Origin of the sequence: Streptomyces sp. NPDC047002, assembly GCF_040704505.1 — a bacterium.
Lineage (GTDB): Bacteria > Actinomycetota > Actinomycetes > Streptomycetales > Streptomycetaceae > Streptomyces.
This window is the reverse complement of the sequence record NZ_JBEYWC010000009.1, coordinates 15817-34603: the sequence shown is the minus strand read 5'-3', so window position 1 is coordinate 34603 and position 18787 is coordinate 15817. Positions and strand designations below refer to the sequence as shown.

The 18787-nt window shown below is 73.7% G+C and carries 15 protein-coding genes; 1 reads left to right on the top strand and 14 read right to left on the bottom strand.

Annotated elements, in window-relative coordinates:
* Window positions 1–33 precede the first annotated feature (33 nt).
* The 13 genes from AB0910_RS11475 to AB0910_RS11415 all read right to left on the bottom strand — a co-directional run bounded on the left by AB0910_RS11475 (window position 34) and on the right by AB0910_RS11415 (window position 14987).
* Window positions 34–1119, bottom strand: a complete 1086-nt coding sequence (locus tag AB0910_RS11475; protein ID WP_345654423.1) for a prephenate dehydrogenase — start codon at window positions 1117–1119, stop codon at window positions 34–36.
* Window positions 1116–1478: a chorismate mutase gene (gene aroH / locus AB0910_RS11470; protein ID WP_345654478.1), complete on the bottom strand. Its 363-nt coding sequence runs from the start codon at window positions 1476–1478 to the stop codon at window positions 1116–1118. Before aroH ends, AB0910_RS11475 begins: the two co-directional genes overlap by 4 nt.
* A 118-nt stretch (window positions 1479–1596) precedes the next feature.
* Window positions 1597–2631: an ADP-ribosylglycohydrolase family protein gene (locus tag AB0910_RS11465; protein ID WP_366744330.1), complete on the bottom strand. Its 1035-nt coding sequence runs from the start codon at window positions 2629–2631 to the stop codon at window positions 1597–1599.
* Window positions 2628–3404: an NUDIX domain-containing protein gene (locus AB0910_RS11460; protein ID WP_366744329.1), complete on the bottom strand. Its 777-nt coding sequence runs from the start codon at window positions 3402–3404 to the stop codon at window positions 2628–2630. Before AB0910_RS11460 ends, AB0910_RS11465 begins: the two co-directional genes overlap by 4 nt.
* Window positions 3405–3723: 319 nt before the next feature.
* Window positions 3724–4806 carry a pseudouridine synthase gene (locus AB0910_RS11455; RefSeq protein ID WP_366744328.1) on the bottom strand — a complete coding sequence of 361 codons (1083 nt, stop codon included), beginning with the start codon at window positions 4804–4806 and terminating at the stop codon, window positions 3724–3726.
* The gene (scpB, locus tag AB0910_RS11450; RefSeq protein WP_366744327.1) at window positions 4806–5438 is read right to left on the bottom strand and encodes an SMC-Scp complex subunit ScpB; all 633 of its coding nucleotides are present in this window, start codon (window positions 5436–5438) and stop codon (window positions 4806–4808) included. The genes AB0910_RS11455 and scpB overlap by 1 nt, the downstream gene beginning before the upstream one ends.
* Window positions 5435–6643: a segregation/condensation protein A gene (locus AB0910_RS11445; RefSeq protein ID WP_366744326.1), complete on the bottom strand. Its 1209-nt coding sequence runs from the start codon at window positions 6641–6643 to the stop codon at window positions 5435–5437. Before AB0910_RS11445 ends, scpB begins: the two co-directional genes overlap by 4 nt.
* Window positions 6644–6692: 49 nt before the next feature.
* Window positions 6693–7301, bottom strand: coding sequence for a hypothetical protein (locus AB0910_RS11440; RefSeq protein ID WP_366744478.1), 609 nt, complete (start codon window positions 7299–7301; stop codon window positions 6693–6695).
* Window positions 7298–8419 carry a ParA family protein gene (locus AB0910_RS11435; protein WP_366744325.1) on the bottom strand — a complete coding sequence of 374 codons (1122 nt, stop codon included), beginning with the start codon at window positions 8417–8419 and terminating at the stop codon, window positions 7298–7300. Before AB0910_RS11435 ends, AB0910_RS11440 begins: the two co-directional genes overlap by 4 nt.
* A 402-nt stretch (window positions 8420–8821) precedes the next feature.
* Entirely contained in the window at window positions 8822–9937 is a 1116-nt protein-coding gene (gene ald / locus AB0910_RS11430) for an alanine dehydrogenase (protein WP_366744477.1), read from the bottom strand.
* A 221-nt stretch (window positions 9938–10158) separates the two neighbouring features.
* Window positions 10159–12204, bottom strand: a complete 2046-nt coding sequence (locus AB0910_RS11425) for a tetratricopeptide repeat protein (RefSeq protein ID WP_366744324.1) — start codon at window positions 12202–12204, stop codon at window positions 10159–10161.
* 372 nt (window positions 12205–12576) lie between these two features.
* Window positions 12577–13203 carry an NUDIX hydrolase gene (locus tag AB0910_RS11420; RefSeq protein WP_366744323.1) on the bottom strand — a complete coding sequence of 209 codons (627 nt, stop codon included), beginning with the start codon at window positions 13201–13203 and terminating at the stop codon, window positions 12577–12579.
* 119 nt (window positions 13204–13322) lie between these two features.
* Window positions 13323–14987, bottom strand: a complete 1665-nt coding sequence (locus tag AB0910_RS11415; RefSeq protein ID WP_366744322.1) for a CTP synthase — start codon at window positions 14985–14987, stop codon at window positions 13323–13325.
* Between the two features lie 379 nt (window positions 14988–15366).
* Between AB0910_RS11415 and AB0910_RS11410 the strand changes: the two genes are divergently transcribed.
* On the top strand, window positions 15367–17175 hold the full coding sequence (locus tag AB0910_RS11410) for a glycoside hydrolase family 15 protein (RefSeq protein ID WP_366744476.1): 1809 nt from the start codon (window positions 15367–15369) through the stop codon (window positions 17173–17175).
* A gap of 62 nt (window positions 17176–17237) precedes the next feature.
* Here AB0910_RS11410 and AB0910_RS11405 read toward each other — a convergent pair whose 3' ends face one another.
* Window positions 17238–18752, bottom strand: coding sequence for an APC family permease (locus AB0910_RS11405; RefSeq protein WP_366744321.1), 1515 nt, complete (start codon window positions 18750–18752; stop codon window positions 17238–17240).
* Window positions 18753–18787: the final 35 nt, after the last annotated feature.

Genomic DNA, 18787 nt, shown 5'->3' with positions numbered 1-18787 from the left:
GCCGCGCGCGGGCCGGGGCGCCCGGGTCCCGCGCTACTGCCGGATCGACCAGCCGCGCTCGCGCAGGGCCGCGCTGAGGAGGGGCGCGGCCGACGGCTCGACCGTGAGCTCGGCGAGTCCTGCCTGCTGGCCGGTGGCGTGCTCGATGCGCACGTCCTCGATGTTGACCCCGGCCTCGCCCGCGTCGGCGAAGATGCGGGCCAGCTCGCCGGGGCGGTCGGTGACGAAGACGGCGACGACCTCGTAGGCGGCGGGGGCCGCGCCGTGCTTGCCCGGCACCCTGCTGCGGCCCGCGTTGCCGCGGCGCAGCAGGTCCTCGACGAGCCGCACGCCGCCCTGCCGCTTGTCCTCGTCGGAGGATTCGAGGGCGCGCAGCGCCTGCACGGTGTCCTGGAGGTCGCCCGCGATGCCGGAGAGCACGTCGGCGATGGGGCCGGGGTTGGCGGTGAGGATGTCGATCCACATGCCAGGGTCGGAGGCGGCGATCCTGGTGACGTCGCGGATGCCCTGCCCGCACAGGCGCACGGCGGACTCCTCGGCGTCCCGCAGCCGCGCCGCGACCATGGACGACATCAGCTGGGGGGTGTGGGAGACGAGGGCCACCGCGCGGTCGTGCGCGTCCGCGTCCATCACCACCGGCACTCCTCGGCACAGCGACACCAGTTCGAGGGCGAGGTTGAGCACCTCGGTGTCCGTGCCGCGGCCGGGGGTGAGGACCCAGGGCCGGCCCTCGAAGAGGTCGGCCGTCGCGGCGAGCGGCCCTGAGCGCTCCTTGCCTGACATGGGGTGGGTGCCGAGGTAGGAGTCGAGGTCGAGGCCGAGCGCTTCGAGCTCGCGGCGTGGCCCGCCCTTGACGCTCGCCACGTCGAGGTAGCCGCGGGCCAGCCCGCCGCGCACGGCGCGGGCCACGGTGGCCGCCACATGGGCGGGCGGCACGGCGATCACGGCGAGGTCGACGGGGCCCTCGGGGGGCGCCTCGGTGCCCGCGCCGAGCGCGGCGGCGGTGCGCGCCGTCCCGGGGTCGTGGTCGGAGAGGTGCACCGTGACACCGCGGGCGCTGAGCGCGAGCGCGATCGAGGTGCCGATCAGCCCGGTGCCGATGACCAGGGCGGTCCTCACTGGGCGATGTCCTTGCGCAGGGCCGCCGCGGCGCCCAGGTAGACGTGGGAGACCTCGGACTTGGGGCGGTCGGACTCGACGTGGGCGAGGATCCGCACGACGCGGGGCATGGCGCCTGCGATGTCGAGCTCCTGGGCGCAGATCAGCGGGACGTCGACGATGCCGAGGTCGCGTGCGGCCGCTGCGGGGAAGTCGCTGTGGAGGTCGGGGGTGGCGGTGAACCAGATGCTGATGAGTTCGTCGGCGGTGAGGGCGTTGCGCTCCAGGATCGCGGTGAGCAGCTGCTTCACCTGCTCGCCCATGTGCTTCGCCTCGTCCTGCTCCAGCTGGACCGCTCCACGAACCGCTCGTACCGCCACAACGTGCTCCTTGGTGATCGTCTCGTCGGTCCAGCGTAGTGTCCTGGATCCGCCGCGGGTCCTCGCGCCCGCCCTGCGAGACGGCGGGCGGCGCGGCGCCTGGTGGGGCCGCGGCCGCTCAGGCGTCCCAGCGGCGGCCGAGCTCCAGCAGCCGGGCGCGGTACTCGACGCGCCCGCTCCAGTCGGCCGGCCAGGCGGCGGGGCCCAGGTGCGCGCCGGCGAAGGCGCCCGTGAGGCAGGCGATCGAGTCGGAGTCGCCGCGGGTGCAGGCGGCCCTGCGCAGGGCGGTGAGGGGGTCGCGGGGAAAGAGCAGGAAGCAGTGCAGCGCGGTGGCCAGGGCCTCCTCGGCGATCCAGCCGTCGCCGGTGGCGAGGCAGGGGTCGGTCTCGGGGGACGGGTGGGCCAGGGCGGCCCTGAGGCGGTCGAGCGCCGCGAGGCACTCGTCGAAGCCGCGTGCGGTGTACGCGTCGGGCGTGGGATCGCCGGCCAGGGACCAGAGGTCGCCGAGCCAGGCGTGGTGGTAGCGGGTGCGCCGGTCGAGGGCGTACGAGCGGAGCCTGCCGACGAGTCCTGCGGGGTCGGCGCCCCCGGCGAGCAGGTGGACGGCGTGGGCGGTGAGGTCGGAGGCGGCGAGCGCGGTGGGGTGGCCGTGGGTGAGGGCGGCCTGCGCCTGCGCCGCGCCCGCCCGCTGCTCTGCCGTGGTGCCGGGTACGAGGGCGACGGGCGCGACCCGCATGTTGGCGCCGCATCCCTTGGAGCCGGTGCGGGAGGCGCGCTGCCACGGCTCGCGCGGCCGGTCGAGGGCGTCGAGCGCGGCGCACGCGGCGAGGCAGGTGCCGCCGGGTGCGCGGTTGTTGTCGGGGTCGTGGTACCAGCGCACGAAGGCGTCGCCCGCTTCGAGGGCGAACCGGTCGGGTTCGAGCGGCCCGTGGTCGAGGGTGGCGCGCAGCGCGTCGCCGAGCGCGAGCGCCATCTGGGTGTCGTCGGTGACGAGCGCGGGGGCGGGCAGTTCCATCTCGCGCCACGGCCCGGTCTCGGCGAGTACGGCGGGCACGTCGAGGAACTCGGTGGGCGAGCCGAGCGCGTCGCCGAGCGCGAGGCCGGTCAGCACGGCGGTGGCGGCCCCGCGGGTGCGGGTCGCTGTCGGGGTCATGGCGTGGTCCTTCCTTCGGGCCGCAGCAGCGGTGGGTGGAGTACGGCGGCGTCGCCTGCGCGGTAGAGCACGGCGGGCTTGCCGCGGCCGCCGGTCCTGCGCCTGCCGTCGTGCGCCGGGGTGACGAGGCCGGGCGTGGCGAGGACCTTGCGGCGGAAGTTGGGCCGGTCGAGGGTGGTGCCCCAGACGGTCTCGTACACCTGCTGGAGTTCGCCGAGGGTGAACTCGGGCGGGCAGAAGGCGGTGGCGAGGCCGGTGTACTCGAGCTTGGCGCCGACGCGGTCGTGGGCGTCGGCGAGGACGCGGTCGTGGTCGAAGGCGAGTGCGCGGGCCTCGGCGAGCGCGGTCCAGCGGGCGTGTGCCGCGTCGCCGCCGCCGCGCGGCTCGGGCAGCGGTCCCGGTACGAGTGCGGCGTACGCGACGGACACGACGCGCATCCGGGGGTCGCGGTCCGGGTCGCTGTAGGTGCGCAGCTGTTCGAGGTGGAGCGGGGCCGACGGGTCGTCGGACGCGAGTCCCGTCTCCTCGGCCAGCTCGCGCCGCGCCGCGGCCTCGGCCGACTCGCGGGGGCGCAGGAAGCCGCCGGGGAGGGCCCAGCGGCCGCGGTAGGGCTGCTCGCCGCGCTGGACGAGCAGCACGTGCAGGCGGGCCTCGCGCACCGTGAACACGGCGAGGTCCACCGTGACGGCGAACGGTTCGAAGGCGGCGGGGTCGTAGCCCTGCGGCGCGGTGTGCGCCGGGTCCGCGGTGCGTGCGGGTGGTGTCTCGGTCACCGTGCTCTCCGGTCTCCTGCTCCGTCCCGGGCTCGCGGGTGCGGGCCCGCCGCGGTCGCGCGCTCGCCGCGGCCAGGACGGAGTCCCTTGCTCAGTCCCCTGCTCGCCGACGGTGTGCACGGTCGCCGGCTGGTCCGGTCCACCCCCGTGGGCCCGGACCGGCCGACGGCCGACCTCTTAATGGTCATCCTGACTATAAAGAGCGCTGCGGGGGCCTGGCAAGGGGCGGGTGGCGGCTTCGGGAACGCGCGAGGGCCCGCGGCCGTGGCGGCCGCGGGCCCTCGGACGGCGCGCCCCGCGGTGCGGGGCGGCCCTTCGCCTACAGGTCGACCTCCTGCATCAGCATCCCGACCTCGGTGTTGGTGAGGCGGCGCAGCCACCCCGACTTCTGGTCGCCGAGCGGGATCGGCCCGAAGGCCGTGCGCACCAGCCGGTCGACGGGGAAGCCCGCCTCGGAGAGCATGCGGCGCACGATGTGCTTGCGGCCCTCGTGCAGGGTGACCTCGACGAGGTAGTTCTTGCCGTTGTTCTCCACGACCCTGAAGTGGTCGGCGCGCGCGTAGCCGTCCTCCAGCTGGATGCCGTCCTTGAGCCGCTTTCCGAGGTCGCGCGGCAGGGGCCCCTGGATCGCGGCGAGGTAGGTCTTCTTCACGCCGTAGCGGGGGTGGGTCAGCCGGTGGGCCAGCTCGCCGTGGTTGGTGAGCAGGATGATGCCCTCGGTCTCGGTGTCGAGCCGACCGACGTGGAAGAGGCGCGTCTCGCGATTGGTGACGTAGTCGCCGAGGCACTGGCGGCCGTCCGGGTCCTCCATCGTGGAGACCACGCCCGCCGGCTTGTTCAGCGCGAAGAACAGGTACGACTGGGTCGCCACGGTCAGCCCGTCGACCTTGATCTCGTCGTGCGCGGGGTCGACCCGCATGCCCTGTTCGAGCACGATCTCGCCGTTGACCTCGACGCGCGCCTGCTCGATCAGCTCCTCGCACGCCCGCCGCGAGCCCATGCCGGCGCGCGCCAGCACCTTCTGGAGGCGCTCGCCCTCCTGCTCGGCGCCTGGGAAGGTCTTCGGCGTCTTCTTCTCGGGCCGCTGCGCGTACCGGTCGCGGTTGCGCTGCTCGATCTGCGCGTCCAGCTCGCGCGGGCGCGCCGGGGCGCTGCGGGGGCCGCCGCGCCTGCCGGAGCCCTGCGCGGGGCGCGGGCCGCCCTTGGCGCCGCCGCGCGCCGCGTCGCCGCGGCCCTTGCGGGGGCCGCCGCCCCCGCCCTCGGGCGCGCCCTGGCCGCCGCCCACGTCGTAGCGGCGCTCCTCGGGGCGGGGCCGGCGGGGGCGCTGCCCCTGCTTGTCGTCGCGCTGGTTGCCCGCTCCCCGGTAGTTCTTGTCGTTCCTGCCGCTGCCGCTGCTTCGCATCAAATGTCCGTCGTCGTCTCGTCGCCTGCGTGGGTGTCCGGTGCGTCCGGATCGAACGACGGAACCCCTTCCAGCGACTCGGCCTCGACCGCGTCCGCCTCGGGGAGGAAGGGCGCGAGCTCGGGCAGTTCGTCGAGGCCGCGCAGGCCCATGCGCTCCAGGAAGTAATTCGTCGTCCTGTACAGGATCGCACCTGTCTCGGGTTCCGTGCCCGCCTCCTCCACGAGACCGCGCTGGAGGAGGGTGCGCATGACGCCGTCGCAGTTGACTCCGCGCACCGCGGAGACCCTGGAGCGGCTGACCGGCTGGCGGTACGCGACGACGGCGAGCGTCTCCAGCGCCGCCTGCGTGAGCCGGGCGTGCTGGCCGTCCAGCACGAAGCCCTCGACGGCGGCCGCGTACTCGGCACGCGAGTAGAAGCGCCAGCCGCCGGCGACGAGGCGCAGCTCGAAGCCGCGGCCCGCCGCGGTGTACTCGTCGGCGAGGGCGTGCAGCGCGTCGGCGACGGCGCGCCTCGGCCTGCCGAGGACCTTGGCGAGGTGCTCCTCGGTCGCGGGCTCGTCCACCACCATGAGGACGGCCTCGAGTGCGGGTCCGATGGGCAGTTCCTGCACTGCCTGGGGGTCGTTCACGCGGTCGCCTCCTCCTGCTCGCCGGTTCCCGCGACGAGATCGAACTCACCGACGCGGATGTCGTCGGCCCCGTCCCCGCCGGTCCAGTGGACGACGAGGGCGCCGAGCGCCTCCTCCTGGTCGAGGCCGACGGCCCTGGCCCGGTACAGTTCGAGGAGGGCGAGGAAGCGCGCGACGACGGTCAGGGTGTCGTCGGTGTCGGCCGTCAGCTCCCCGAAGGTCGCGTGCCCGCGCTCGCGCAACAGGCCCACCACGACCTGCGCCTGCTCCTGCACGGACACGAGCGGCGCGTGGATGTGGTCGACGTAGACCTGCGGCTCCGGCTTCGGCTGCATGGCCTTGACCGCGAGCCGCGCGAACCCCTCGGGCCCGATCCTGATGACGACGTCGGGCAGCAGCGCGGCGAGGCCGGGGTCGAGCGCGACGGTACGGGGGTAGCGCCGCGCCTCGGCGTCGAGGCGGTCCGCGAAGACCGCGGCGACCTCCTTGTACGCGCGGTACTGGAGCAGCCGGGCGAAAAGCAGGTCGCGCGCTTCGAGCAGGGCGAGGTCTGCCTCGTCCTCCACCTCCGCGGCGGGCAGCAGCCTGGCGGCCTTCAGGTCGAGGAGCGTCGCGGCGACGACGAGGAACTCGGTGGTCTGGTCGAGGTCCCAGTCGGGCCCCATGGCGCGGATGTGCGCCATGAACTCGTCGGTGACCTTGGAGAGCGCGACCTCGGTCACATCGAGCTTGTGCTTGGAGATGAGCTGGAGCAGCAGGTCGAAGGGCCCCTCGAAGTTGACGAGCCGCACGGTGAACCGCCCGTCCTCGGCACCCGCCTGCGCAGGCTCGGCGCCGTCGGGCACCGCGGCGGCGGACGGGGCGGCGTCGGGGGCGCCCGGGGCCGCCTGCGGGGGCGTGGGCGCCTCGGAGAGGGCCGCGGCGGGCGCGGGGGCTCGTGGCGGCTCGGGGGCGGGTTCCGGCGCGGCTGCCTCGGCGGGGTCGGCCGCCGCTCCGGCGGGCCGGGCGGGGTCGGAGGCCCCTCGGGGCGCCTGCGGGGGCGCGGGGGTCGCCTCTGAGGAGTTCGCGGCGTCCCGTGGCGGTGGGGCGGTGTCCGCCTGCGGGGGCGCGGGGGCCTCGGGCTCGGGCGGGGCCGTCGCGGGGTGGGGGGCGGCCGTGCCCGGGCCCTGGCCGAGGCGGCGGCGTGGCGGGTTCGTGGGCGGCATCGGGGTCCTGGTCAGGGGCGCCGCGCGGGACGCCGACCGGGCGTGCCGGTCAGCGGCCGCGCAGGCGCCGTACGAGAATGCTCGCGTCGCCGCGCGATTCGAGGTCCGCGAGGACCACGGCGACCGCTTCCCGGACGATACGCCCGCGGTCCACCGCGAGGCCGTGCTCGCCGCGCAGGACGAGCCGCGCGTGTTCCAGGTCCATCAGCTCTTCGGCGGAGACGTAGACCGTGATCTTCTCGTCGTGGCGCTCGCGCCCACTCGGCCTGCGGTTGGCGCCGCGGCCGCCCTTGCGGCGCTGCTGCTGCGGCGCGGGTGCCGTACCCGCCTGCTGGGGTACGCCAGAACCGCCGCCGCCCGCCTCGGGGCCGCGCCGCTGCTTCGCGGCGGCGGCGGCCGCCTGGGCCTCCGCTTCGGCCGTGCGGGACCGCGCGGCGGCCGGGCCGCTCTGGGAGTCGGGTTCCGCGGCGGCCGCGTGCTCCTCGGGCGCGGGGCGCGCCGCGGGCGCCGGGGCCTCGGCGCCCGCCTCGGCCTCCCCCGCCGGTGCGGGGACCCGGGCCTCGCCGTTCGCGCCGCGGCGCCGGTCCGCGGGCGAGGACGCCTGGAGGGCCGTGCCACCGGTCGTGCGGAAGAGTTCGTCGGCGCCGGGCAGACTCACTCGGCGTGACACCGGGCGAGCACCTCCCTGGCGAGCTGTCGGTACGCGGCGGCGCCCACGGAGTTGGAGGCGTAGGTCGTGATCGGCTCGCCGGCGACCGTGGTCTCGGGGAAGCGGACCGTACGGCCGATCACCGTGTGGTACACGTGCTCGTCGAAGGCCTCGACGACGCGCGCGAGCACCTCGCGGCTGTGCACCGTGCGGGAGTCGTACATCGTGGCGAGGATGCCGTCGAGCTCCAGGTCGGGGTTGAGCCGCTCCTGGACCTTCTCGATGGTCTCGGTGAGCAGGGCCACCCCGCGCAGCGCGAAGAACTCGCACTCCAGCGGCACGATGACCTTGTGCGCCGCGGTGAGGGCGTTCACCGTGAGCAGGCCGAGCGAGGGCTGGCAGTCGATCACGATGTAGTCGTAGTCCTGCATCAGCGGCTTGAGGGCGCGCTGGAGCGTCGACTCGCGTGCGACCTCGCTGACGAGCTGGACCTCGGCCGCGGACAGGTCGATGTTGCTCGGCAGCAGGTCCATGTTGGGGACCGCCGTCTTGAGCAGCACCTCGTCGGCCGCCATCCCCCGCTCCATGAGCAGGTTGTAGACCGTGAGGTCGAGCTCCATCGGGTTGACGCCGAGGCCGACGGAGAGGGCGCCCTGCGGGTCGAAGTCGACGAGCAGGACGCGCCGCCCGTACTCCGCGAGCGCGGCGCCCAGGTTGATGGTCGACGTGGTCTTGCCGACGCCGCCCTTCTGGTTGCACATCGCGATGATCTTCGCGGGGCCGTGGTCGGTCAGCGGTCCGGGGATCGGGAAGTACGGCAGGGGCCGTCCCGTGGGGCCGATGCGCTCGCGGCGCTGGCGGGCCGCGTCGGGGGCCAGCGTGGCCGCGTACTCGGGATCGGGCTCGTACTCGGCGTCGGGGTCGTAGAAGTGCCCCTCGGGCACTTCCTCGTAGTCGGCGAATGGGGTGGGCTCGCGGCTTCCCTCGTTGCCGGCCGTGGCGTTCACGTGTTGGCCGTCCATCGTCTGGTGGGCTGTCGTCAAGTGCTGGGTGGTGGCGGAGGTGCGGACAGCGACGGAGCCGACAGCCTCGAAGCCGGACGGAGCGCTCGCGCCCTCCGCAGGCATTCCTGGTTGACCACCCCCGGGAGTAAATGTCGACTCATTCACAAGTCGTCTTACCTCCTCGGGTGCAACCAGGAAACTTATCGATAGGTCAGCGTGGCACCATGCCGACGGTTGGCGACTCTATGGCGTGTCACCGGTCCGCAGCAACACAATCCGCCGGACCCGGCCCGATGTGTCGGCAACGGAACACCCCCATGTCAAGGGCGCAGACCCCTCTCACCAAGGCACAGCGCTCGGTCACGACCGACGAACAAACCGGAACAATCGTTACTTTCAGCGCGTGTTGGAGCCGGGCGGGTCGTGGCCGGTCGTGGCCGGAAGACGACCGGTTACGCACCGGGGCCGGACCTTGTCGTGCAAGGTCCGGCCCGGGGTGCGGCGTTGACGGCGCCGATTGACGACTCAGCCGAGCAGCGCGCCCAGTTCGACGTGGTCGAGGTCGTGGGCCTCGGCCACCTCACGGTAAACCACCTGGCCCTCATGGGTGTTGAGGCCCCGGGCGAGCGCGGCGTCGCGGCGCAGCGCCTCCCGCCAGCCGCGGTCGGCGAGCTCCACGACGTACGGGAGCGTGGCGTTGGTCAGCGCGTAGGTGGAGGTGTTGGGGACGGCGCCCGGCATGTTGGCCACGCAGTAGAAGACCGAGTCGTGCACGCGGAAGGTCGGCTCGGCGTGGGTGGTCGGCCGCGAGTCCTCGAAGCAGCCGCCCTGGTCGATCGCGATGTCGACAAGAACACTTCCCGGCCGCATCTTCGCGACCAGCTCGTGGGTGACCAGCTTCGGCGCGCGGGCGCCCGGGATGAGCACCGCGCCGACGACGAGGTCGGCGCCGGTGACGGCGCGCTCCAGCTCGTAGGCGTTGGACACGATCGTGCGCACCTTCGTACCGAAGATCCGGTCGGCCTCGCGCAGCTTCTCGATGTCCTTGTCGAGCAGGGTCACGTGGAAGCCCATGCCGACCGCGATCTGGGTGGCGTTCCAGCCGGAGACGCCGCCGCCGATGACGACGGCGCTGCCCTGCCCCGTACCGGGCACCCCGCCGGGCAGGACGCCGCGGCCGCCCGCCGACCGCATCAGGTGGTACGCGCCGACCTGGGGTGCGAGCCGGCCCGCGACCTCGGACATGGGCGCGAGCAGCGGCAGCGCGCGGTTCGCCGTCTCGACGGTCTCGTAGGCGATGGCGGTGGTGCCCGAGGCGAGCAGCGCGTCGGTGCAGGCGCGGGAGGCCGCGAGGTGCAGGTAGGTGAAGAGGGTCTGGCCCTTGCGGAGCCTGTGGTACTCCTCCGCGACCGGCTCCTTCACCTTGAGCAGCAGGTCGGCCGCGCCCCACACCGCGTCGGCCGTGGGCAGCACGGCCGCGCCCGCGGCCGCGTACTCGGCGTCGGCGATGGACGACCCGGCGCCCGCGTCCCGCTCGACGACCACCTCGTGGCCGTGGCGCACCAGCTCGTGCACGCCTGCGGGGGTGATCGCCACCCGGAACTCGTTGTTCTTGACCTCGCGGGGGATGCCGACCTTCACGTCGATCACGGTCCTTGGCTCAGAGGGGTGCCTGATGAACTCATACCCGGGCGATCGGCGCACCGGTACACGAAGGCACCTGGACGGCGACAAGTCGACGCATCGGGCAACACCGCGAACGACCGCGGCAGAGCCAGTCTAATGAAGGATTTCTCGCTGTCTAGCCTTGCAATAAAGGAATCTCTCCACGATGAGCTACGGAATTCGTAGGTCAGGCCGCGTCAGGCCCGTGCTTCGTCCGGGCCGAGGAGCCGCTTCGCTCGGGTACGGTGCAGCGCCGCGGCCGCCGGGTCGCCGACGCGCTCCAGGGTGTCGGCGAGCCGGAGGTGCAGCGCGGCGCTCAGCCGCTCGTCCTCGGCGAGCGACGCCCACTCCAGGGCCTCCTCGCAGGTGCGCACCGAGTCGTGCGGGCGCCCCGCGGCCTCAAGTACACGCGCCACCTCGCTCAGCGCCCGCGCCACGCCGGGGGTGTCGCCGACGCGCCGGTGACAGGCGACGGCCGCACGCCACTCGCGCAGCGCCTCGTCGAGGTCGCCCGCGTACGCGTGGACGGCGCCGAGGCGCCCGTAGAGGCGTGCCTCGTCGGCCCGCTCGCCCCTGCTGAGGCGCTGGGCGAGCGCCCTGCCGTACCAGTCGGCGGCCCGCTGCCAGTCCTCCAGGTCCTGGTACGCGCCGCCGACGGATTCCATCGCGCGGCCGGTCGCGTAGTGGTCGTCGGCGGCGCGGCCGGCGTCGAGCGCGGCGCGGTAGCGGGCGAGGGCCGCGCTGGTGCGGCCGGTGCGGGCGTCGAGGTCGCCGATGTTCAGCAGGGCGGCGGCCCGCTCGCGGTGCAGCCCGCGCCGCTCCGCCACGCCGAGGACGAGCTGGTGGAGCCCGTAGAGGTCGGGCGCGGCCGCCTCGGTGCCCTCGTGGGCGGCGAGCGCGCGCACCAGGGCGGCGACCAGGCGTCTGGCCAGCGTGTCGAGCTCGCCGTCCGCGACGGCGAGACGGGCGGCGGCGAGCAGCACCTGCCGGTTCGCCCGCAGCCAGGCGGCGGCGTCCTGCGGGTCGGGGAAGCGCAGCGCGCGGGGCAGCCCGGCGAGCTGCTTGCGGGCCGGCGAGCCCTCGGGCTCGGTGACCGCGCGGCAGGAGCGCAGCAGCCGTACGGTCCGCTCCAGCATGCGCGCCCGCGCGAGCCTGAGCTCGCCCGGCCTGTCCTGCTCCTCGGTCCGCGCGCGCAGCAGCGGCACGAGGCAGCCCGGCAGGGCGTAGCGGCCCTCGGGTCCGCGGCCCGCGGGCAGCAGGGCCGGCCCCGCGGTGCCGGCCGGCGGCGCGGGTCTGAGCAGGCCGAGGGCGGCGAGGTCGCGCAGGGTGGCCTCGGCCGCGGGGACCGAGCACCCCGCGAGCGCCGATGCGGTGTGCGCGTCGGCGAGCCCGGCGGGGGCCAGGGTGAGCAGCCGCAGCGTGTGGGCGGCGGACGGCGAGAGGGAGGCGTACGCGAGGCGGAAGACCCGGGCGAGCGGCCGGTCGCCCACCGGGACGCCGGGTTCGGACGGCAGCTCGCGCAGCCGCCGCGCCAGGTCGGCGACGGAGGCGGTGGGCCTGGCGGCGAGCCAGCCGCCCGCGAGCACCAGGGCGGCGGGCTGGCCGCCGCACTCCTCGACGAGGGACTCGGCGGCCTGCGGGTCGACGGTGATGCGTACGGCGCCGGTGCGGCGGCCGAGCAGCTCGACGGCGGCTGCGGTGTCGAGGCCGCCGACGGTGCAGGGCCGGACGTCGGGGATGCCGGTGAGGGGGCCGCGCGACACGGCGACGACCAGGCAGTCGGCGGAGTCGGGCAGCAGCGGGTCGACCTGCTCGGCGTCGACGGCGTCGTCGAGCAGGAGCAGCGCCTTGCGGGCGGCGAGCGCCTCGCGGACCCGCTGGGTGAGGGAGTCCTCGTCCTCGCCCGGCGGGGCCTCGACGCCGAGCGCGGCGAGGACCTCGCGGGCGGAGCGCTCCCCGGGCACGGGCTCGCCGCCCGGTTCGCTGAGCGCGGCCCGTACGACACCGCCGGGGCAGCCGTCGCGCAGCCGCCTGGTGATCTCCTCGGCGAGCGCGGTGCGCCCCGAGCCCGGCCGCCCCGCGACCAGCAGCACCCGGGCCCGTGGCTGCTTGCGGCCTGCGAGGGTGTTGAGTCCCGCGCGCTCCAGGTCGGCGCGGAGCTCGGTCAGCTCGCGGTGGCGGCCGAGGAAGGGGGTCCCCGCCACCCGGTCGAGGCCGCTCACGTCCACCGCCTGATCCGTCACGGGATCACGCTCCGTCCACCTGACCACAACCCGGACCCACGGGGCCCCGCGGGCGCCCCGAGCCTAGTTGAACGCGCGGTGCGGGAACGCCCGGACGTGCCCGACGATCACCAGATCGGATCAACGGACAGTACGACCGCAAACCCGCCCCCGCACGGGCCCCTGCCGCGTAGGGGCCGCTCGACACCGGGGCGCTCACCGCCGGGCCGCTCGACGCCCGGGGCGTCCGGCGCGGCCCGCGGTGGGACCCGCGGCCGGGACCGCGATCGGACCCGCGGCCGGGACCGCGATCGGACCCGCGGCCGGGTCCGCCGCGGGGTCGCACGTCGGCTGCCGCGGGGGCCGTGGCTCAGTCGCGGCCGGGGCCGGGGGTCAGCTGGTGAAGGGGCGGGCCGGCCACGGCGCGTCCGCGGGGCGCAGGGCGTCGAGGCCGTCGCCGGCGAGCGCGGCCGTCAGCGCGAGCACGCCCACGGCGAGGCAGGTGTTGTGGAGTTCGCCGGCGAGCACCCCGCGCGCAAGGTCCGCAAGCGGGACCCGGTCGAGCTCCATGTCGGCCTCCTCCTCGGAGACCTCGAAACGCTCGCCCTCCGCCTCGCCGAGGTCGCGGGCGAGGAACACCCGCACCGCCTCGTCGGAGCCGCCCGGCGAGGTGTAGACGTCCGCGAGGACCCGCCAGTCCCCCGCCTTGACGTGCGCCTCCTCGTAGAGCTCGCGCTGCGCGGCGTGGAGCGGGTTCTCGCCCTCGACGTCGAGCAGGCCCGCCGGGATCTCCCAGAGCTTCTGCCGCACGGGGTGGCGGTACTGGCGCAGCACGACGACCCGCCCGTCGTCGTCGAGCGCGAGGATCGCGACGGAGCCGGGGTGCACCTGGTAGTCCCGCTTGACGACCGCGCCGTCCGGCATGACCACCTCGTCCGTGCGGACGCCGGTCTTGTTGCCGCGGAACGGCATCGCGGTCCCGGTGACCCGCCACTCCTCGTGGGCGTCCTCGACGGTCATGAAACGGCCCTCCACGTGCTCGCGAAACGGACAACCGGGGCGCCGGATCTGTCCGATCCGTACGCCCCGGTACCACCGTATCGCCAGCCGGCGGGCCCCAGCCCGGCGCCGGGCCCCGGCTACGCGTCGGTGCCGAGCCTGCGCGCGACGGCGGCCTTCACCAGCCCGGCGAAGAGGGGGTGCGGGCGGGTCGGGCGGGAGCGCAGCTCCGGGTGCGCCTGGGTGGAGACCAGGTACGGGTGGACGCTGCGCGGGTACTCGACGTACTCGACGAGCTTGTTGTCGGGCGAGGTGCCGGAGAAGACAAGGCCCGCCTTCTTCTCCAGCTCGGCGCGGTAGGCGTTGTTGACCTCGTAGCGGTGCCTGTGGCGCTCCTCGACGTACGGCTCGTCGCCGTAGGCCTCGCGCACCAGGGAGCCCTCGGCGAGCTTCGCCGGGTAGAGGCCGAGGCGCATCGTGCCACCCAGGTCGCCCGCGCCCTCCACGTACGCCAGCTGCTCCTCCATCGTGGAGATCACCGGGTGCGCGGTGCCCGCGTCGAACTCGGTGGAGTTGGCGTCCGGGATCTCCGCGAGGCTGCGCGCCGCCTCGATGACGATGCACTGGAGCCCGAGGCAGATGCCGAGCAGCGGGATGCGGTTCTCCCTGGCGTACCGGATCGCGCCGATCTTGCCGGTGACCCCGCGGTCGCCGAAGCCGCCGGGGATCAGCACGCCGTCCACGTCGGCGAGCTGCCGCGCGGCGTCCGCCGGGGTCTTGCAGTCGTCCGAGGTGACCCACTTCACGTTGACCCGGGCCCGGTTGGCGAAGCCGCCCGCGCGCAGCGCCTCCGTGACCGAGAGGTAGGCGTCCGGCAGGTCGATGTACTTGCCGACGAGCGCGACGGTGACCTCGTGGTCGGGGTTGTGCACCCGGTCGAGCAGGTCGTCCCAGACCGTCCAGTCCACATCGCGGAACGGCAGGTCGAGCTTGCGCACGACATAGGCGTCGAGCCCCTCGGCGTGCAGCACCTTCGGGATGTCGTAGATCGACTTGGCGTCGATCGCGGCTACCACGGCCGCCTCGTCGACGTCGCACATCAGCGAGATCTTGCGCTTGATGGAGAGCGGGACCTCGCGGTCGGCGCGCAGCACGATCGCGTCGGGCTGGATGCCGATGCTGCGCAGCGCCGCCACCGAGTGCTGGGTCGGCTTGGTCTTCAGCTCGCCCGAGGGGCCGATGTACGGCAGCAGGGAGATGTGCACGACGAAGACGTTGTCGCGGCCGACCTCGTGCCGCACCTGACGGACCGTTTCGAGGAACGGCTGGGACTCGATGTCGCCGACGGTGCCGCCGACCTCCGTGATGACCACGTCGACGTCGTCGGTGGCCATGCGCCGGATGCGGTGCTTGATCTCGTTGGTGATGTGCGGGATGACCTGCACGGTGTCGCCCAGGTAGTCGCCGCGGCGCTCCTTGGTGATGACCGTGGAGTAGACCTGCCCTGTGGTCACGTTGGCGCTGCCGTCGAGGTCGACGTCGAGGAAGCGCTCGTAGTGGCCGACGTCCAGGTCGGTCTCTGCGCCGTCGCCCGTGACGAAGACCTCGCCGTGCTGGAACGGGTTCATCGTGCCGGGGTCGACGTTGAGGTACGGGTCGAGCTTCTGCATGGTGACCCGCAGGCCGCGCGCCTTGAGCAGCGCTCCGAGGCTGGAGGCGGTCAGGCCCTTGCCGAGGGAGGAGGCAACACCCCCCGTGACGAAGATGTGCTTGGTCGTCGAGGATGTCGAGGATCGGTTCGGCATGGCCAAGAGGGGCTCCCGTGGTCGCGGTCTGGGGTGGCGTCGCTGCGGCTTCGGGGCGCCCTGTCTGCGGATTTCACGCCTGAGGGAGACCACCGGTCCACGGGCTACCAGACTAACAGCGCCCGGGACCGACTGCTTCCGGCCACACGTCACCCCGGACACCGGCCGCCTCACCCGTGACTCACTCGTTCGTCGGACCTAGGGTGCCGTGAGCGGTCACAGAAGGGCGGGGTCGCGTCGTATCCTGCTCGGACATTCGCTGCCGAGTCAGGCCGGCAAACGGCACCACCCCCGCCCGTATTCCCGGAAAAAGAGCTCGTCAACGACCCCTTGACCGCAGTAAGAGCCCCTCAGGGGCGACGTGGCCGTTGGACTGGAGATGCACGTGGCAGGGCGCATCGAGGATTACGCACTCATCGGAGACATGCAGACCGCAGCACTGGTCTGCCGGGACGGCACAGTCGACTGGCTGTGCCTGCCCCGCTTCGACTCCCATGCCGTGTTCGCCGCCCTTCTCGGCACGGAGGAGCACGGCTTCTGGCGGCTGGGGCCCGCTTGTCCTGCGGGTTCCGAGCCGCCGCGGGCGGACCGCCGCCGCTATGCCGGCGATTCGCTGATCCTGGAGTCCGAGTGGGACACCCCGCACGGAACGGTCAGAGTGACCGATTTCATGCCCCCGCGCGACGGCGCGCCGCAGGTGATCCGCATCGTGGAAGGCGTCAGCGGCCGGGTGCCGATGCGCTCCACCCTGCGGATGCGGTTCAGTTACGGACGGGTGACCCCGTGGGTGCACAAGGTCGGGGAGCGCACGGTCGCCGTCGCGGGCCCCGACTCGGTGTGGCTCGACACCGAGGCGGAGACGTACGGCAGGGACCTGACGACCTACTCCGACTTCACCGTCTCCCCCGGTGAGCGGATCGCCTTCACGATCAGCTGGCAGCCCTCGCACCGCGACCAGCCCGCGCTGCCCGACCCCGAGGGCTCGCTCGTCGCGACTGGCGAGTTCTGGCAGGAGTGGGTCGGCCAGTGCACCTACCACGGCCCCTACCGCGAGGCCGTGGTCCGCTCGCTGATCACGCTCAAGGCGCTGACGTACGCGCCGACCGGCGGCATCGTCGCGGCGCCGACGACGTCCCTGCCCGAGGAGATCGGCGGGGTGCGCAACTGGGACTACCGCTACACCTGGCTGCGGGACGCGGCGATCACCCTGTCGTCGCTGCTGCGCACCGGCTACCGCGAGGAGGCCCGCGCGTGGCGCGAGTGGCTGCTGCGGGCCGTGGCGGGCGACCCGGAGAACCTCCAGATCATGTACGGCATCGCCGGTGAGCGGGAGTTGGGCGAGGCGGAGCTCGACTGGCTTCCCGGGTACGAGAATTCGTCGCCCGTCCGGGTGGGGAACAACGCGGCACACCAGCTCCAGCTCGACGTGTACGGCGAGGTGACCGAGGCGCTGCACCTGGCGCACATGACGGGCCTCGCCCGCAACGACTACGCCTCCGTGCTCCAACTGCGGCTGATCCGCTACCTGGAGACCCACTGGCACCAGCCGGACGAGGGCATCTGGGAGGTGCGCGGGCCGCGCCGCCACTTCGTGCACTCGAAGGTGATGGCGTGGGTCGCCGTCGACCGGACGATCAAGCTGCTCGAAGCCGGTGAGACGGAGGGCCCGCTGGAGGAGTGGCGGGAGCTGCGCGACGACATCCATCGCGACGTGTGCGAGAGGGGCTACGACGCGGAGCGCAACACCTTCACGCAGTCGTACGGCTCGCAGGAGCTGGACGCGTCACTGCTGCTGATCCCGCAGGTCGGCTTCCTGCCGCCGGACGACAAGCGCGTCATCGGGACGATCGAGGCGATCCAGCGCGAGCTGTCCACCCCCGACGGGTTCGTGATGCGCTACCCGACGTCGGGCGAGGAAGCGGGCCTCGACGGGCTCGCGGGCGACGAGGGCGCGTTCCTCGCCTGCTCGTTCTGGCTCGCCGACGACCTGGCGATGATCGGCCGGGTCGACGAGGCCCGCAGGCTGTTCGAGAAGCTGCTGAGCCTCCGCAACGACCTGGGGCTGCTCGCCGAGGAGTGGGACGCGCACTCCCAGCGCCAAGTGGGCAACTTCCCGCAGGCGTTCAGCCATGTCCCGCTGATCGACACGGCGCTGCGGCTGACCGCGTCGGGCGCGTACTCGGGCTGAGGCGGGCCGGGGGTCCGCGTGGGGCGGCCGCGGCGCACGGGGTGCGCCGCGGCCGCCCCGCGTCAGGTGTCGGCGCGTTCGACCGCGTCCTCCAGGACGATGCGGCCGATCAGCTCGTACCGCCGCGGCCTGCGGGCGCGCAGCCACAGGCCGAGGGCGAGCCCGCCGAGGAAGACCGCGCCGACGATCCACGGGATCAGGTGGAAGAACAGCGATCCGGCCGCGGTGCCTGCCGCCGTGTCGAGGTTGAGCACGAGCAGGACCACCACCGCGATCATCCCGAGGCCGCCGAGCAGCGGCGCGGTGAAGGTGCGGAACCAGTGCCGGTCCTCGGGGTGGTGGCCGCGGAAGTAGCCGATGACCGCGAAGGAGCACAGGGTCTGCACGATGAGGATCGCCATCGTGCCGAGGATCGCGAGCAGCGTGTAGAGGTGGGTGTACGGGTCCTGCCCGCTCGCCCAGAACGCGGCGACGAGGCCCACCGCGATCACCGACTGCGTGAAGGAGGCGACGTACGGCGACCCGTGGCGCGGATGGGTGCGGCCGAGCGCCCGGTGGATGAGGCCCTCGCGGCCGATGGCGTACAGATAGCGCGACGCGCACTGGTGGAAGGCCATGCCGCAGGCGAACGAGCCGGTGATGAGCAGCCATTGGAAGGTCCGCACGGCCCACGCGCCGAGGTAGGCGCGCGCCGGGTCGAAGAACAGGTTCAGCGGGCTCGTGCCCGCGGACACCTTCACCGCGCCGTCGAGGCCGTTGCCGGCGATCGTCATCCACGACACGTAGATGTAGAACAGGCCCACGCCGACGACGGAGATCAGGGTGGCGCGCGGGATGACGCGCTTCGGCTCGCGCGACTCCTCCCCGTACATCGCCGTCGACTCGAAGCCGACCCACGACCAGAACGCGAAGAAGAGGCCGAGCCCCGCGGAGGTGCCGGTGAAGGCGTTGCGCGGGTCGACGGGCCGCAGCGGGATGCCGTCGGGCCCGCCGCCGCGCACGAGGACGGCGGTGGCGACGGCGAACAGCACCGCGATCTCCAGGACGAGCATGACCCCGAGCGCCTTCGCCGTCAGGTTGATGTCGAAGTACGACAGGACGCCGGTGACGGCGAGCATCACCGCCGCGTACGCCGCCCAGGGCACGTCGACGCCGAGCTGGTCGCGCACGGTGGTCTGTGCGAAGTACGAGAACACGCCGACGATGGACGCCTCGAAGACGATGTACGCGAGGACGGCGAGCAGCCCCGACGCCATGCCGACGGTGCGGCCGAGGCCGTGCGAGATGTAGCCGTAGAAGGCGCCCGCCGCCGTGATGCGCTTCGCCATCGCGACGTAGCCGACCGAGAAGACGGTGAGCACGACCGTCGCGAAGAGGTAGCCGGCGGGCGCGCCGTCTCCGTTGCCGAAGCCCACGGCGATGGGCAGGTTGCCGGTCATCGCGGTGATCGGCGCGGCGGTCGCCACGGCCATGAAGACCACGCCCGCGAGGCCCACGGAGTCGGCCTTGAGCCGGTGCACCTCGGGCGGTGCGGCCGCGTCCCGCGCGGTGCCTTGCTGTGTGCTGCCTGCTGCCATGGGGTGACCGCCTTCCTTGTCCGTGCCCGGACCCG

What these genes read in the sequence shown, in the direction of transcription:
- AB0910_RS11415 (WP_366744322.1), bottom strand. Translation starts at nt 14,987, where the DNA reads ATGCCGAACCGATCCTCGACATCCTCGACGACCAAGCACATCTTCGTC.
- AB0910_RS11420 (WP_366744323.1), bottom strand. Translation starts at nt 13,203, where the DNA reads ATGACCGTCGAGGACGCCCACGAGGAGTGGCGGGTCACCGGGACCGCG.
- AB0910_RS11465 (WP_366744330.1), bottom strand. Translation starts at nt 2,631, where the DNA reads ATGACCCCGACAGCGACCCGCACCCGCGGGGCCGCCACCGCCGTGCTG.
- AB0910_RS11435 (WP_366744325.1), bottom strand. Translation starts at nt 8,419, where the DNA reads ATGCCTGCGGAGGGCGCGAGCGCTCCGTCCGGCTTCGAGGCTGTCGGC.
- AB0910_RS11410 (WP_366744476.1), top strand. Translation starts at nt 15,367, where the DNA reads ATGCACGTGGCAGGGCGCATCGAGGATTACGCACTCATCGGAGACATG.
- AB0910_RS11405 (WP_366744321.1), bottom strand. Translation starts at nt 18,752, where the DNA reads ATGGCAGCAGGCAGCACACAGCAAGGCACCGCGCGGGACGCGGCCGCA.
- AB0910_RS11445 (WP_366744326.1), bottom strand. Translation starts at nt 6,643, where the DNA reads ATGCCGCCCACGAACCCGCCACGCCGCCGCCTCGGCCAGGGCCCGGGC.
- AB0910_RS11455 (WP_366744328.1), bottom strand. Translation starts at nt 4,806, where the DNA reads ATGCGAAGCAGCGGCAGCGGCAGGAACGACAAGAACTACCGGGGAGCG.